General features: G+C 64.5%; 12 protein-coding genes. 6 read left to right on the forward strand and 6 right to left on the reverse strand.

Annotation, left to right across the window (positions count from 1 at the left end; translation table 11 throughout):
• The first annotated feature begins 168 nt into the window (after positions 1-168).
• Positions 169-753 carry an HD domain-containing protein gene (locus tag IB256_RS21350; protein WP_081518080.1) on the forward strand — a complete coding sequence of 195 codons (585 nt, stop codon included), beginning with the start codon at positions 169-171 and terminating at the stop codon, positions 751-753.
• Positions 754-894: 141 nt separating this feature from the next.
• A complete protein-coding gene (locus IB256_RS21355) occupies positions 895-2,286 on the forward strand; it encodes an adenylate/guanylate cyclase domain-containing protein (RefSeq protein ID WP_192289106.1) in 1,392 nt (463 codons plus the stop codon).
• A 553-nt stretch (positions 2,287-2,839) separates the two neighbouring features.
• Here the strand turns inward: IB256_RS21355 and IB256_RS21360 are convergent.
• Positions 2,840-4,141, reverse strand: coding sequence for a dicarboxylate/amino acid:cation symporter (locus IB256_RS21360; RefSeq protein WP_081518078.1), 1,302 nt, complete (start codon positions 4,139-4,141; stop codon positions 2,840-2,842).
• Positions 4,142-4,506: 365 nt separating this feature from the next.
• On the opposite strand from IB256_RS21360, the gene IB256_RS21365 reads away from it, so the two are divergent.
• On the forward strand, positions 4,507-5,508 hold the full coding sequence (locus tag IB256_RS21365; protein WP_192289108.1) for an AraC family transcriptional regulator: 1,002 nt from the start codon (positions 4,507-4,509) through the stop codon (positions 5,506-5,508).
• 181 nt (positions 5,509-5,689) lie between these two features.
• Here the strand turns inward: IB256_RS21365 and IB256_RS21370 are convergent, their stop codons facing one another.
• From IB256_RS21370 to IB256_RS21390, 5 genes are all read right to left on the reverse strand, one after another.
• Positions 5,690-7,033 (reverse strand): ATP-binding protein, encoded by a 1,344-nt coding sequence (locus IB256_RS21370; RefSeq protein ID WP_192404012.1) that lies wholly within the window; start codon positions 7,031-7,033, stop codon positions 5,690-5,692.
• Positions 7,030-7,707: a response regulator gene (locus tag IB256_RS21375; RefSeq protein WP_151186432.1), complete on the reverse strand. Its 678-nt coding sequence runs from the start codon at positions 7,705-7,707 to the stop codon at positions 7,030-7,032. Before IB256_RS21375 ends, IB256_RS21370 begins: the two co-directional genes overlap by 4 nt.
• Positions 7,708-7,763: 56 nt before the next feature.
• Complete coding sequence (locus tag IB256_RS21380) at positions 7,764-8,375, reverse strand: outer membrane beta-barrel protein (protein ID WP_192289112.1); 612 nt, start codon at positions 8,373-8,375, stop codon at positions 7,764-7,766.
• 183 nt (positions 8,376-8,558) lie between these two features.
• Positions 8,559-9,767: a lytic murein transglycosylase gene (locus IB256_RS21385; protein ID WP_192382066.1), complete on the reverse strand. Its 1,209-nt coding sequence runs from the start codon at positions 9,765-9,767 to the stop codon at positions 8,559-8,561.
• Entirely contained in the window at positions 9,764-10,435 is a 672-nt protein-coding gene (locus IB256_RS21390; RefSeq protein WP_192289116.1) for a polysaccharide lyase family 7 protein, read from the reverse strand. Before IB256_RS21390 ends, IB256_RS21385 begins: the two co-directional genes overlap by 4 nt.
• Before the next feature lie 215 nt (positions 10,436-10,650).
• On the opposite strand from IB256_RS21390, the gene IB256_RS21395 reads away from it, so the two are divergent.
• The 3 genes from IB256_RS21395 to IB256_RS21405 all read left to right on the forward strand — a co-directional run bounded on the left by IB256_RS21395 (position 10,651) and on the right by IB256_RS21405 (position 14,005).
• Entirely contained in the window at positions 10,651-11,451 is an 801-nt protein-coding gene (locus IB256_RS21395; RefSeq protein ID WP_192404014.1) for a dienelactone hydrolase family protein, read from the forward strand.
• Positions 11,452-11,688: 237 nt separating this feature from the next.
• On the forward strand, positions 11,689-12,411 hold the full coding sequence (locus tag IB256_RS21400) for a 4'-phosphopantetheinyl transferase family protein (RefSeq protein WP_151186430.1): 723 nt from the start codon (positions 11,689-11,691) through the stop codon (positions 12,409-12,411).
• Between the two features lie 220 nt (positions 12,412-12,631).
• On the forward strand, positions 12,632-14,005 hold the full coding sequence (locus IB256_RS21405; protein ID WP_192404016.1) for an OprD family porin: 1,374 nt from the start codon (positions 12,632-12,634) through the stop codon (positions 14,003-14,005).
• Positions 14,006-14,012: the final 7 nt, after the last annotated feature.

Genomic DNA, 14,012 nt, shown 5'->3' on the forward strand with positions numbered 1-14,012 from the left:
CGATTCAGGCTAGCTGCTTCCTCCCGCTCTGCAATTACATAACAGGACAACTTACCCATCGGGACATCCCGTTGGCGTCCTACGGACACTTCCGTGTCCCATACAGGCTTCTAGACTGGACCCGTGCCATCCAGACACGCCACGACAATCACAAGAGAGCACAGCCTGATGAACGCACGCGCCAATTTCACCCACATGGAAGACGGCAGCGCCGAGGACTGGGCGATCATCGCCAAGGACTTCGGCCAGTACGCCGCGCTTCTGCCCGACCGGATCATGACCCACCTGCGCCTGCTCGACGGCGACTTCGGTGGCTTCCCGGTGGACCGCCTGACCCACTCGCTGCAGACCGCCACCCTGGCCCACCGCGACGGCCGCGACGAGGAGTACGTGGTCTGTGCCCTGCTCCACGATATCGGCGACACGCTCGGCTCGTTCAACCACGCCGACATCGCCGCGGCCATCCTCAAGCCGTTCGTCAGCGAGGCGAACCTGTGGATGATCGAGAAGCACGCGATCTTCCAGGGTTACTACTTCTTCCATCACCTGGGGCTGGACCGGCACCTGCGCGAGCAGTTCAAGGACCATCCGCAGTTCGAGCAGACCATCGAATTCTGCGCGCGCTACGACGCCGCCGCCTTCGATCCGGACGGCGAAGTGCTGCCCCTGGAGTTCTTCGAACCCATGCTGCGCCGGGTCTTCGCCCAGCCCCGCCGCTCGATCTACCAGAAGCCTGACGGCACGATGGCCTGAAGGTCCCGTGGTGACCGGCGGTCCGCGACGAAGAGTGGCGAACCGCCGCTGGCCCGGGGGCTGCGCATGGAATAAGATTCCTCCCAAAATCAGACGCGCAACCGGCCACGAGCCTACGCGCACCAGGGAAGTTTCTTGCGCATGAAGCCTAACGTTCTTGAGCGCCCCAGCAGTCCGCTCACCCCCGCCCCTCTGCGCGAATACCATTCCCGCGTGCTGGCGTATATCGCCATCGCCGCGACCATCACCGCCGGCATTTTCGCCAAGTACTTCGGCTACGAGATCCTCTGGATGATCCCGTACGCCCTGCTCTACCCGCACCTCGCCCAGCAGGTCAGCCGCCGCTTCAAGCGCGACAACCCACAACGCACCCGCCTGGTGCTGCTGTTCATCGACGCCCTGCACGCCGGTATCGCCACCACGCTGCTGGGCTTCTCCGAAGTGCCCAGCCTGATGCTGGTGCTGATCCTCGCCTTCTCCGCGCTGATCATCGGCGGCCTGCGTTCCCTGGGCCTGGCGCTGCTGGTGGCACTGAGCGCCGCGGTCCTCAGCGCCGCGCTGATCGCCCCGGCCTACAAGGGCCAGACGCCGAGCATCGTCGCGCTGGTCAGCGTGCTGTTCTCCACCCTGTATATCTGCATCACCGCCTTTTTCGTGCACCAGCAGGGCCTGCGCCTGGCCCAGGCCCGCTCGGACATCACCCTGGAGCAGGAAAAGGCTGCGCGCCTGGCCAGCAACCTGGCCAAGTACCTGTCTCCGCAGGTGTGGGAATCGATCTTCAGCGGCAAGCGCACGGTGCGCCTGGAAACCCAGCGCAAGAAGCTCACGGTGTTCTTCTCCGACATCAAGGGTTTCACCGAGCTGTCCGAAGAGCTAGAAGCCGAAGCCCTTACCGACATGCTCAACAACTACCTCAACGAGATGTCGAAGATCGCCCTGAAGTACGGCGGCACCATCGACAAGTTCGTCGGCGATTGCGTAATGGTGTTCTTTGGCGACCCGGCCACCCAGGGCGCGAAGAAAGACGCCGTGGCCGCCGTGTCCATGGCCGTGGCCATGCGCAAGCACATGAAGGTCATGCGCCAGCAGTGGCGCGCCCAGGGCATTACCAAGCCGCTGGAAGTGCGCATGGGCCTGAACACCGGCTACTGCACCGTGGGCAACTTCGGCGCCGACACACGCATGGACTACACCATCATCGGCCGCGAAGTGAACCTCGCCAGCCGCCTGGAAAGCGCCGCCGAAGCCGGCGAGATCCTCATCAGCCACGAGACCTACTCGCTGGTCAAGGACGTGCTGATGTGCCGCGACAAGGGCCAGATCGCCGTGAAGGGCTTCAGCAAGCCGGTGCAGATCTACCAGGTGGTCGACTTCCGCCGCGACCTGGGCTCCAACCCCAGCTTCGTCGAGCACGAGGTGCCGGGGTTCTCCATGTACCTGGACACCAACAACGTGCAGAACTACGACAAGGAGCGGGTCATCCAGGCGCTGCAGCAGGCGGCGGAGAAGCTCAAGGACAAGATCATTCTCTGATCCTCCGACCTCCTCGCTCAGGCTCACCCGATCGCGGACAGAGTCCGCTCCTACCCGAAATATTGCGCAAGGGCATGCCCTCTCCCCCACCCTCTCCCTGAAGGGAGAGGGAGCCGCCTGTGCCGGCTGACACTTTGGTTTCAACCTGTGCTGAACGGTCCCCTCTCCCTTCAGGGAGAGGGTTAGGGAGAGGGAATCGCTGGTACAGGGTTTCAGATAAAGACAGTTGTTCCTACGCTCGCCGGGCAGTATCTGGCGTCCGGCAAGGCTCACGCCTGGCATCGCGGCGTAGCCCACCGGCGTAGGAGCGGACCCTCTCCGCGAAATCCATCGCGGCGGCCCCCCTCTCACCGGTTAGCACTAATACGTGCCGCCATTGCAGGCGCACATCCTGCCCACGATCCATCGTCAAACGACGAAGCCCAGCGCTCCTACGAAGAGCCGAAGAGCCCGCCCTTTTCCCCCGCCCATAAAAAAGCCCGCTCAATCGAGCGGGCTGGAAAGGCTCCGGCGCTTCACGTTCACCGGGCCGAATTGCTCGTTGAGGCACTCGTCAGGAGGGCTGAAGCTCCGCAGAGTTGCCCGGGCCGGCGGCCAGTTCGGTGGACAGGGTCTTCTCGTCCAACTGCTTGCACCACTTGGCAACCACGATGGTGGCCACGCCGTTGCCGACCAGGTTGGTCAGGGCGCGGGCCTCGGACATGAAACGGTCGATACCCAGGATCAGCGCCAGGCCGGCAACCGGCAGGTGGCCGACGGCGGACAGGGTGGCGGCCAACACGATGAAGCCCGAACCGGTAACGCCGGCAGCACCCTTGGAGGCAATCAGCAGCACGACCAGCAGGGTCAGCTGGTGGGTGATGTCCATCGGGGTGTCAGTGGCCTGGGCGATGAACACGGCGGCCATGGTCAGGTAGATCGAGGTGCCGTCGAGGTTGAACGAGTAGCCGGTGGGGATCACCAGGCCGACGACGCTCTTGTCGGCGCCCAGCTTCTCCATCTTGGCGATCATGCGCGGCAGGGCCGATTCGGAGGACGAGGTGCCCAGCACGATCAGCAGTTCTTCGCGGATGTAGGAGATGAAGCGCAGGATGCTGAAGCCATGGGCGCGGGCGATGCCACCCAGCACGATCAGCACGAACAGCAGGCAGGTGATGTAGAAACACAGCATCAGCTGACCCAGCTGCACCAGCGAGCCGAGACCGTAGGCGCCGATGGTGAAGGCCATGGCACCGAAGGCACCGATGGGAGCGACCTTCATGATCACGTTGATGATGTTGAACATCACATGGGTGATGCGATCGATGAACTCGAACACCGGCTTGCCGTAGTCACCCAGGCGGTGCAGCGCGTAGCCGAACAGCACGGAGAAGAACAGCACCTGGAGGATGTCACCGTTGGCGAAGGCGCCGACCACGGTGCTGGGGATGACGTTCATGAAGAAGTCGATGGTGCTCTGCTTCTCGCCCGAAGCGATGAAGCCGGTGAGCGCCGCGTTCTTGTTCATTTCGGCGGTCAGCGTGGCGACGTCGGCGTGCATGCCGGCACCCGGCTGGACGACGTTGACCACGACCAGGCCGATGATCAGCGCGACGGTGGAAACGATTTCGAAGTACAGCAGCGCCATGCCGCCCGTCTTGCCCACGGCCTTCATGCTCTGCATGCCGGCGATGCCGGTAACCACGGTGCAGAAGATGATCGGCGCGATGGCCATCTTGATCAGTTTGACGAAGCCATCGCCCAGCGGCTTCATCAGTTTGGCGGTGTCGGGGTAGAAGTGGCCAAGTGCGATACCGATGGCGATGGCGATCAGTACCTGCACGTACAGGCTTTTGTAGAAGGGTTGCTTGGTCATGGCAGCTCTGTCCTCACGGGCGAGTGCTCCCTGGGAGGAAACACAAGACCGAACGCGTTATCTCCCTGCAATGGGAGAATTTGTTTTCAGGGCATGCCAGAAGGCAGGCCTTGATCGCATATGGCAAGTGCTGTGCCAGACCTTTAAAAAATATTTAATCCCTTTAAATTCAATAGCTTCCGTAAAAAGTCGCGGCACGGAAGGCCTCGGAAATGGCGGAAACCCGCCTCCGCACTGGCGGGTTTCCCGCCCTCTGGCGGGTATCCGCCACGGCCTTCGTACCGTAGATTGTAGAACTCCGATCAGGTTCGATCGGGTTAACCGCGCGGCTGTTGGACGTGCGGCCAGAACAACAAGGACCGCTCATGCGTGAACGCACCATTGCCAGCCATTTCGTCCGCGCCGCCGTCCACGGGGCCCAGCGCAAGGGGCTGGATATCCAAGTCCTGCTGCGTGACGCCGGCATCGCCCCGGCCATCCTCGACGAGCCCCGCGCACGCATCGATCCATTGCAGTTCACCTGCCTGATGCAACGCCTGTGGGAAGTGCTCGACGACGAGTACATGGGCTTCGGCGCCATGCCCAGCAAGCGCGGCACCTTCGCCATGATGTGCAACGCGATCATCCACTGCCGCACGCTGGAAAAGGCTCTGGGACGCGGCGCGCTGTTCTACGGGCTGTTTCCCGAGGCACCACGGATCGAGCTGGTGCGCGACGGCGACCGCGCCCGCCTGACCCTGGATGAAACGCACCTGCGCGACCCGGACCACTTTCTCGCCGAGAGCCTGCTGCTCATCTGGCACCGCCTGGCCAGCTGGCTGATCGGCCAGCGCATCCGCCTGGAGGAAGCTACCTTCAGCTACCCGGCGCCCGAGCATCAGGCCGAGTACGACCTGCTGTTTCCCTGCCCTCGCCGCTTTTCCGCCGGCAGCACCAGCCTGCTCCTGCAGGCGCGCTACCTGGACATGCCGCTGCTGCAGGACGAGCGCACGCTCAAGCACTTCCTCAAGGATTCCCCCGCCGACCTGCTCGCCCGCCCCGACGGCGGCGACAGCCTGACCAGCCAGATCCGCCGCCTGCTCGGCCGCGACTGCCGCAGCTGGCCGGACCTGGAACAGGTCGCCGCGCAACTGCACATGAGCCCGCAGACCCTGCGCCGGCACCTGCGCGAGGAGGGGCCGAACTTTCAGGAGCTCAAGGACCAGCTGCGCCGCGACCTGGCGATCTACTACCTGGGCCGCGCCGAACTCTCGATCCAGGACATCGCCGACCAGCTCGGCTTCTCCGAGCCCTCGGCGTTCCACAGGGCGTTCAAGAAATGGACGGGGCTGACGCCGGGCGCCTACCGGGCGCAGCAGGGGGAATAGCTCGGTTTCAACCTGCAGGCGCGCCGGCGCCCAGGCCGTGGGGCGCATAGCCCGGAACGGGTTATCCGCCGATTGCTCTCGCGGCGGATAACGCTGGCGCGTTATGCGCCCTACGACCTAAAACGAGACTACGGTGCGTGGGCGTTCGCGAGCAAGCTCGCGAATCCGAACCGACTCCCGATCACCCCGGCAGGCGAATGCGGAAACACGCCCCGCCCAGCGCGGAATCCTCCAGCGCCAGCTCGCCGTCGTAGCTGTCGATGATGTCCTTCACCACCGCCGTGCCGATGCCCTGGCCGGGGTGCTGGGTGTCCAGGCGCTCGCCGCGCTTGAGGATACGTTCGCGCTGGCTGGCCGGCACACCGGGGCCGTCGTCTTCGATGATCAGCTCGAACAGCCGGCCGTTCTTGCGTGCACTGACCTTTACCGTGGTCAGGCAAAGGCGGTAGGCGTTCTCCAGCAGGTTGCCGAGCATCTCCAGCAAGGCGCCCTTCTCCAGCGGCAGGGAAAAGCCCGGCGGAATTTCCCGCTCCAGCTTCACACGCTTGTCGCGGTAGACCTTGTCCAGCGCACCGCCGATGGTGTCCAGCAATGGGTCGAGTGCCGCGCGGTGGCGGATCAGACCACTCTTGCGCATCGTTGCGCGCTGCAACTGGTAGCCGATCTGCTGGCTCATGCGCTCGATCTGGGTCTGCAGCACCTGCACCTGCTCGCGGTTCTTCGGCTCGTCGGCGAGGGTTTCGCTGACGCCCTGCAGCACCGCCAGCGGCGTCTTCAGGCTGTGGGCAAGGTCGCCCAGGGAGTTGCGATAGCGCTCGCGCTGGGCGCGCTCGCTTTCCAGCAGGCGGTTCACCGAGTCGGTCAGGCGCAGCATCTCGGCGGGGTGATCGTCACTCAGGCGCTCGCGGTCACCGGTCTCGATCTGGTCCAGCTCCGAACGCAGGCCGCGCATGGATCGGAAGCCCCAGCCAAGACCGAGCCACAACAGGCCCAGCAACAGCAGCAGCGCGCCCCCCAACCAGAGGTAGAGTTGATCACGGAAGCCGCTGACCAGCTCACGGAATTCGCTTTCCGGCTGCATGGTGACGATGCTGTAGGCCGCGCGCTTGCCACCGAGCAGGTCGATCTCCACGTCGTAGACGAAGAACTCCTGGCCGGTGGCGTCGCGGATACGGGTGAACTCGTCGATCAGGCCGTCGTACTTGGGCGAGTAATCAACGCTCTCGTCCTGGGCCGAGGTGGAGCGCCAGACCAGCCTGCCGGACTGATCGTAGATAAAACCCAGCAACTTCGATTCGGGGAGGTTGAAGTCCTCCACCGGCAGGTGCTCGGGCATGCTCAGGACATTGCCCTCGATGCGCGCCGAGGACACCAGGGTCGCCACGTCCGCCGCCAGGCGCTGCTGGATGGCGTTCTCCAGGGCAATGCTGAATGCACGCTGGAGCGCCGGCAGCAGCGCCGCCATGAACAGCACGGCGAGAATCGCCGCACCGATCATCAGCCGCAGCCGTAGCGAGCGGATCATTTACACAGCTCGTTGAAAATGTAGCCTTGGCCGCGCACGGTATCGATCGGCTTGAAGCCTGCGGCACTCTCCAGCTTGCGGCGCAGGCGGCCGACCAACACTTCGATGACGTTCGGATCGCGCTCGTCGTCGTCCGGGTAGAGCTGCTCGATCAGGCGCTCCTTGGCCACCACCTGCTGGTGATGGCGCATGAGGTATTCAAGGATGCGGTACTCGAAGGCCGTCAGCTGCAGCGACTCGCCGTTGACCAGCGCCTGCTTGCGGTTGGTATCCAGCACCAGCGGGCCGGCCTCGATGCTCGACTGGGCGAAGCCGCTGGAACGGCGCAGCAGCGCGTTCAGCCGGGCCTCCAGCTCTTCGAACTGGAAGGGCTTGACCACGTAGTCGTCGGCGCCGGCGGCCAGGCCCTCGACCTTGTCCTGCCAGTTGCCGCGAGCGGTGAGGATGAGAATGGGGAAGGTCTTGCCCTGGCTGCGGAATTCGCGGATCAGGTCCAGGCCGCTCATGCCCGGCAGGCCCAGGTCAATCATCGCCAGGTCGTGATGGTATTCGCTGGCGCGGTACAGCGCCTCTTCGGCGTTGGCGACGGCATCGACCACATGGCCTTGCTCGCCGAGCCGGGTATACAGGTGATGGCGCAACAGCGCCTCGTCTTCCACCACCAGCAGTTTCATGCGCGTGCTCCCTGAGTCAGGCAACCGGGCCACGCGGGGCCCGGTTGCGGTACCGGTCAGAACTTGTAGTTGGCACCCAGGTAGAACTGGGAGCTGCTGTGCAGGTCAAGGGATCCCACCTTGCCGCCGCCGTGCGGGCTCATCTCGGTACTCGCGTTGGTACGCAGGTAACGGTAGCCGCCTTCTACGGATGCGTTCTTGCCGAGTTCCTGGAGGATACCGGCTTGGGCGCCGATGGCGTACCCCACATCGCTGTCGCGGCTGTAGCCCTTGGAGTCCTGCTCCAGCTTGACCAGGCCGGCGGTGCCGCCGCCGAACAGCTTGGTGCCCTGGTCGCCCAGCGGCAGGAAGGCGTCGTAGCTGCCGAGCAGGTTCTGCTGGCGCAGCTTCAGGCCGTTCTCGGTGTCGGAGACGTTTTCATAGGTGACGTAGTAGCGACCCTGCTCCATCTGCTGGCCGGCGCGTACGCCCCAGGTGCCACTGTTGTTGATCACACTGTCGAATTTCGGGTTGCCGAGGTTGCGGTTTAGCGCATCGGACTTCTGGATGTTGTTGCTGGTTTCACCCCAGGTCATACCGACGAAGGTGTCGGCGGCATTGGCTGCGGTAGCGGCGACGCTGGCACCGAGAATGGCGGTGGCGAGGGCGATTTTCTTCATGGTGTTCATGGGGATTCTCCCGTCAAGGATGTCTGTAATGTGTTGACGGGAAGTAGGTTACGAGGGGGGCACTGAACCGAACCTGTCGGACTGCTGAACCAATGCTGAACGACTTGGCTGAAGGAAATTTCGCTCCTACAGAAATGCAAAGCCCCGGCACAGGCCGGGGCTTTGCTGGAACGGGCGGGATGCTCAGCCGCCCTGCAACGCCTTCAGGATCTTCTGTCCCGCGCGACCGTCCGCCGGCGTCATACCGCGCTTGTTCTGCTCCTGCTGGATCGCCTTGCGCGTCACATCGCCGATCATGCCGTCGGGCTGGCCGATGTCGTAGCCACGCTGGATCAGCAACTCCTGCAGCTCCTTGCGCTGCGCGCGGCTCAAGCCCGGATCATCGGTCGGCCAGGGCGTGCGCAGGCCCGGCTCGCCGCGCAGGCGATCGGACAGCAAGGCAATGGCCAGCGCGTAGCTTTCCGCCGCGTTGTAGGAATAGATCGCGTCGTAGTTGCGCAGCACCAGGAAGGCCGGGCCGTTGGCGCCCGCCGGCAGCAGGATCGCCGCCTTGGAATCGATGCTCGGGATCGGCTTGCCGTCGACACGTTTCACGCCGCGGCTGGTCCAGTCGGACAGCGCACGGCGCTTGGTGCGCCCCGCCAGCGAGGCGTCGAAGCCCGCCGGCAGTTTCACTTCGTAGCCCCACGGCTGCCCTTCGCGCCAGCCGGCCTTGCGCAGGTAGTTGGCGGTGGACGCCAGGGCGTCGGCGGTACTGCCTACGAGATCGCGATGACCGTCGCCGTCGAAGTCCTCGGCGATGCGCGCGTAGGTCGAGGGCATGAACTGCGTCTGGCCAAAGGCGCCCGCCCAGGAACCGGTGATGCCGCTGTCGCGGATATCGCCCTGCTGCAGCAGCTTGAGGGTGGCGATGAACTCGCCCTGGAAGAACGACTGGCGCCGCCCATAGCAGGACAGCGTCGACAGCGACACCAGCAGCGGGCGCTTGCCGGTGATGCGCCCGTAATCGCTCTCCACGCCCCACACGGCGACCACCGTGGCCGGGTCGACTTGATAGCGCGCCGCGACCTTGCGCAGCAGGTCGGCGTGCTCGGCCATACGCGCCTTGCCGTCAGCCACGCGCTGGTCGTCCACCAACCCGGCCAGGTAGTCCCAGATCGGCGTGGTGAACTCGGGCTGGGCGTCCAGCAGCGGCAGCACGCTCATGTCCGGCTGCAGACCCTGGGTGAATTGCGCGAAGCTGGCGGCGCTGACGCCCTTGGCCTGGGCTGCACCCTGCAGACGATTCAGGCAGGAACCGAAATCGTCGCCCGGCGCTGCCTGCGCCAATGCCGCCGGCAGCAGCAGGGACAAGGCCAGGGACGCGCGGCGCGCGATGGAGGAAGTCTTCATTGGTGTCGAATGCTCAGATCGGTGAAGGTGGCGCGCCCGCCCTCGCTGGCGGGCCCGCGATTGTCCTGCAGGTAGAGCCCTGCCTTGAAGTACAGGCCCTGGTAGGCCCATTTCGTATCCAGTTGCTGGCTGACCTGGCCGCCCTCGACCTGCACGCTCAGCACCCCGCTGCTGGACACGCCCAGCCGGTAGGTAAAGGTATCGCCCAGCGCAATGCCGTCATAGACGGTATAGGTGCGCGTGGTGATGTCGTCCGGCCGATCGCGAACCAGCGCCTGTACCCGCGCCTTGTCCAGGCGCTGCTGGTACACCAGCTTGACCAGCGGCAGGGCCTCGGCGCTGCCGCTGCCGTTGCTGTGGATCTGCCCGATCACCATGCGCCGGCTGGAGGGCACGGACTCCACGCGCAGGGTGGCGACCATCAGGTTCTCCGCCAGCGGATAGCGCCAGGTCAGCAGACGGCCGTCGGGCTTGGTCTCGCGCAGTTCGGTGCGGGGATATTCGCTGCCGCTGGTATGGGCGCCGTTCACCGGCACCCAGAACTCCACGCCATCGGCGCTGCGGCGGAAATACGGGCTCTCGTAGTCACGGCCGAGTTTCGCCGTGGAAATGGTCGCGGCCGGGCCGCGTTGGGGAATGGTCAGATTCCAGGTGCTCAGGTCCAACATCGGCCTATCGCTTCGCGGGTCAGGACATGGGCGCAAGGGTAGACGAGGCTGTCGGACTTTTCATCCATGCGGCTTCCCCCCTCTTCTAACGAACAACCGCGCCCTTGAGCGGCCGCGTGCAGTCTGCACGGGCGTTTTCCGCATCACCGGCTATCGTCATGGTTTCCGCCATCCGCCATCCGCCATTGCCACGGCCAACGCCACGGAGAAACCTCATGCGCCTGCTCACTGCCCTGCTGCTGTTCGCCTTCGCGGCCAGCGCTTCAGCCGCGATCAAGACTCAGGAAATCCCCTACGAATCCACTGACGGCACGAAGATGATCGGTTATTTCGCCTACGACGACGCCAAGTCCGGCATCCGTCCCGGCGTCATCGTCGTCCACGAATTCTGGGGCCTGAACGACTACGCGAAAAGCCGCGCGCGGCAGCTCGCCGAACTGGGCTACAGCGCCCTGGCCATCGACATGTACGGCGAAGGCAAACACACCGACCATCCCAACGATGCCAAGGCCTTCATGGCCGAGGCGCTGAAGAATGCCGACGCCGCCAAGGCGCGCTTCCAGGCCGGCCTGGAGTTGCTGAAGAAACAGCCGCAGACCGACCCGAGCAAGATTGCCGCCATCGGTTACTGCTTCGGCGGCAAGGTGGTACTGGACATGGCCCGCGCCGGCCTGCCGCTGGCCGGCGTGGCCAGCTTCCACGGCGTGCTGGCGACCCAGACGCCGGCGCAGCCGGGGCAGATCAAGGCGAAGATACTGGTCGAGCACGGCGGCGCCGACACCCTGGTTTCGGCCGAGAGCGTTGCGGCATTCAAGTCAGAAATGGACAACGCCAAGGCCGACTACAAGCTGGTGATCCAGCCCGGTGCCAAGCACAGCTTCACCAGCCCGGACGCTGACAAGCACAAGGGGCACGGGCTGGACGTGGGCTACGACAAGACCGCCGACCAGAAGTCCTGGGCGGACCTGCAGGCGTTCTTCAAGGAAATCTTCGACGTCAAACCGGACGCGTCATAAATCGCAGGCAATAAAAAACGGGAGCCCATTCGGGCTCCCGCACTCAATCAAGTGTCTAAGGTCAGAGCCCGCCTTGGCGGCACTCCAACAACAACCTCACCTGCGTCCCCTAGGGAACGCGGCGTGCAGTGTGACAAAGCTTGTCAGACGAATCCGTACGCCTTTGGTGAAGGTTTGCAAACGAATGTAAGTGCCGCGTGACTGGTGAGCCACGTTCCGGCGCGGCAGAATGCTCCCATGACTGCCCTCCCCGACTTCTGCACCCCCCTCGATGCCGACTGGCCCCTGCCCACCCCGCTGGCAGGCATTCAATTGCGCAGCACCCGCTTCGACCGCCAGCGCCTGCAGGCCGGGGACTTTTCCCTGAGCCAGGTCGAGGCGCCGGCCAACATCCAGCGCTCCGTCGCCAAGCGCCAGGCCGAGTACCTGGCGGGGCGCATCTGCGCCCGCGCGGCATTGCTGGCCGCAGGCTCGACGGCCTGGGTACCGGGCACCGACGAGGAACGTGCGCCGGTCTGGCCGACGGGCTTCTGCGGCTCGATCACCCACGGTGACGGCTGGGCGGCGGCCATTGTCGCCCGTGACAGTTGCTGGCGCGGGCTCGGCCTGGACGTGGAGAACCGCCTGGAAACCGCACGAGCGGAGCGACTGGCCGCTGAAATCCTCACGCCGGACGAACTGGCGCGCCTCGACCCACGGCAGGCGGCGCTTCAGGTCACCCTGACCTTTTCCCTCAAGGAAAGCCTGTTCAAGGCGCTCTTCCCGCTGGTGCGCAAGCGCTTCTACTTCGAACACGCCGAGCTGCTGAGCTGGTCCGCCGGGGGCCATGCGCGCCTGCGTCTGCTCACCGACCTGTCGGAGGAATGGCACCACGGCAAGGAGATCGACGGGCAGTTCAGCCTGTTCGATGAACGCCTGCTGAGCCTGGTGGCCATTCCTTCGGTCAAGGGCAGCGCCTGACCGCCGCGACTGACAGACACATCTGAAAGTCTTGACTTAAAAGTCAGAATTTGGCGTCATGCACGCCATCCAGACGTCCCCGTACCTCTTTTGATCCTCAAGTTTTGCCTTCAGAGGAATCGTCAGCAGGCCTATCGGTATATAGAATCTTATACAGCCAAACGGCAACGTCTGGTTCTTGGGGTCCCCACAAAAAGAAATGACCATCGGAGCAAACGTAATGACCAGAAACACCCTGGCGCTCGCCATTGCCGCCAGCTCGCTCGGCCTCATCGCGCAATCGGCACACGCCGGCGGCTTCATCGAAGACAGCAAGGCCAGCCTGACCCTGCGCAACTTCTACATCAACACCGACAACCGCAACGGCCCCGCCTCACCCAGCAAGCAGGAAGAATGGGGCCAGGGCTTCATGCTCAACTATTCCTCGGGCTTCACCCAGGGCACCGTGGGCTTCGGCGTCGACGCCCTGGGCCTGCTCGGCGTGCGCCTGGACGGCGGCGGCAAGGCCGGCAAGGCCGGCGTGGATCGCCAGCCCGGCACCATCTTCCCGCTGGAGAGCGATGGCAGCGCCGTCGACGAATTCAGCAGCCTCGGCATGACTGCCAAGGCGAAGATCTCCAAGACCGAATTCCGCTACGGCACCCTGCAGCCCAAGCTGCCGGTGGTGGTCTACAACGACGCCCGCCTGCTGCCGATGACCTACGAAGGTGGCCAGGTCACCTCCACCGACATCGACAACCTGACCCTGACCGGCGGCCAACTGACCCACACCAAGGGCCGCAACTCCACCGACTGGCGCAGCATGTCCATCGCCGGCGCCAACGGTAGCAGCGCCTCTTCGCGCGACAGCAACAAGTTCTACTTCGCCGGCGGCGACTACAAGGCGACCAAGAACCTGACCCTGTCGTACTACTACGGCGAACTGGACAACTTCTACAAGCAGAACTACCTCGGCCTCGTCCATAACTGGGGCATCGGACCGGGTACCCTGAAGTCCGACATCCGCGTCTTCATCAGCGACTCCGACGGCAAGAACGGCAGCGCCTCCGGCCGCGCCGACGGCTACGTCAGCAGCGGTTACTACGGCGGCAACAGCCTGAAGGGCGAAGTGGACAACAACGTCTACAGCGGCATGTTCACCTACTCCCTGGGCGGCCACAGCATCGGCGCCGGTTACCAGACCATGACCGGCGACAGCGACTTCCCCTACCTCAACCGCGGCGACGGCGAAGGCACCAGCACCTACCTGATCTCCGACGCCCAACTGCTGAAGTTCAACCGTGCCGGCGAGCGCACCTGGATCGGTCGCTACGCCTATGACTTCGCCGACCTCGGCATGCCCGGCCTGACCTTCAGCGTGCTCTACCTGAACGCCGACAACATCGACACCAAGCAAGGCGACAAGGGCGAGTGGGAACGCGATATCGCCCTGGGCTACGTGGTCCCGGAAGGCACTTTCAAGGGCCTGGGCCTGGCCTGGAAGAACGCCGCCATGCGCAGCGGCCTGCCGGCAACCAGCACCGCGGGCGTGCCGAGCCAGCGCGACCAGGACGAGAACCGCCTGATCGTCAGCTACACCATCCCGCTGCTGTAAGGCGTGG

This window comes from Pseudomonas sp. PDM17 (assembly GCF_014851985.1).
Classification (GTDB): Bacteria; Pseudomonadota; Gammaproteobacteria; order Pseudomonadales; family Pseudomonadaceae; genus Pseudomonas.

What these genes read in the sequence shown, in the direction of transcription:
- IB256_RS21400 (WP_151186430.1), top strand. Translation starts at nt 11,689, where the DNA reads ATGACTGCCCTCCCCGACTTCTGCACCCCCCTCGATGCCGACTGGCCC.
- IB256_RS21350 (WP_081518080.1), top strand. Translation starts at nt 169, where the DNA reads ATGAACGCACGCGCCAATTTCACCCACATGGAAGACGGCAGCGCCGAG.
- IB256_RS21395 (WP_192404014.1), top strand. Translation starts at nt 10,651, where the DNA reads ATGCGCCTGCTCACTGCCCTGCTGCTGTTCGCCTTCGCGGCCAGCGCT.
- IB256_RS21370 (WP_192404012.1), bottom strand. Translation starts at nt 7,033, where the DNA reads ATGATCCGCTCGCTACGGCTGCGGCTGATGATCGGTGCGGCGATTCTC.
- IB256_RS21365 (WP_192289108.1), top strand. Translation starts at nt 4,507, where the DNA reads ATGCGTGAACGCACCATTGCCAGCCATTTCGTCCGCGCCGCCGTCCAC.
- IB256_RS21360 (WP_081518078.1), bottom strand. Translation starts at nt 4,141, where the DNA reads ATGACCAAGCAACCCTTCTACAAAAGCCTGTACGTGCAGGTACTGATC.
- IB256_RS21405 (WP_192404016.1), top strand. Translation starts at nt 12,632, where the DNA reads ATGACCAGAAACACCCTGGCGCTCGCCATTGCCGCCAGCTCGCTCGGC.
- IB256_RS21355 (WP_192289106.1), top strand. Translation starts at nt 895, where the DNA reads ATGAAGCCTAACGTTCTTGAGCGCCCCAGCAGTCCGCTCACCCCCGCC.
- IB256_RS21375 (WP_151186432.1), bottom strand. Translation starts at nt 7,707, where the DNA reads ATGAAACTGCTGGTGGTGGAAGACGAGGCGCTGTTGCGCCATCACCTG.
- IB256_RS21380 (WP_192289112.1), bottom strand. Translation starts at nt 8,375, where the DNA reads ATGAACACCATGAAGAAAATCGCCCTCGCCACCGCCATTCTCGGTGCC.
- IB256_RS21385 (WP_192382066.1), bottom strand. Translation starts at nt 9,767, where the DNA reads ATGAAGACTTCCTCCATCGCGCGCCGCGCGTCCCTGGCCTTGTCCCTG.
- IB256_RS21390 (WP_192289116.1), bottom strand. Translation starts at nt 10,435, where the DNA reads ATGTTGGACCTGAGCACCTGGAATCTGACCATTCCCCAACGCGGCCCG.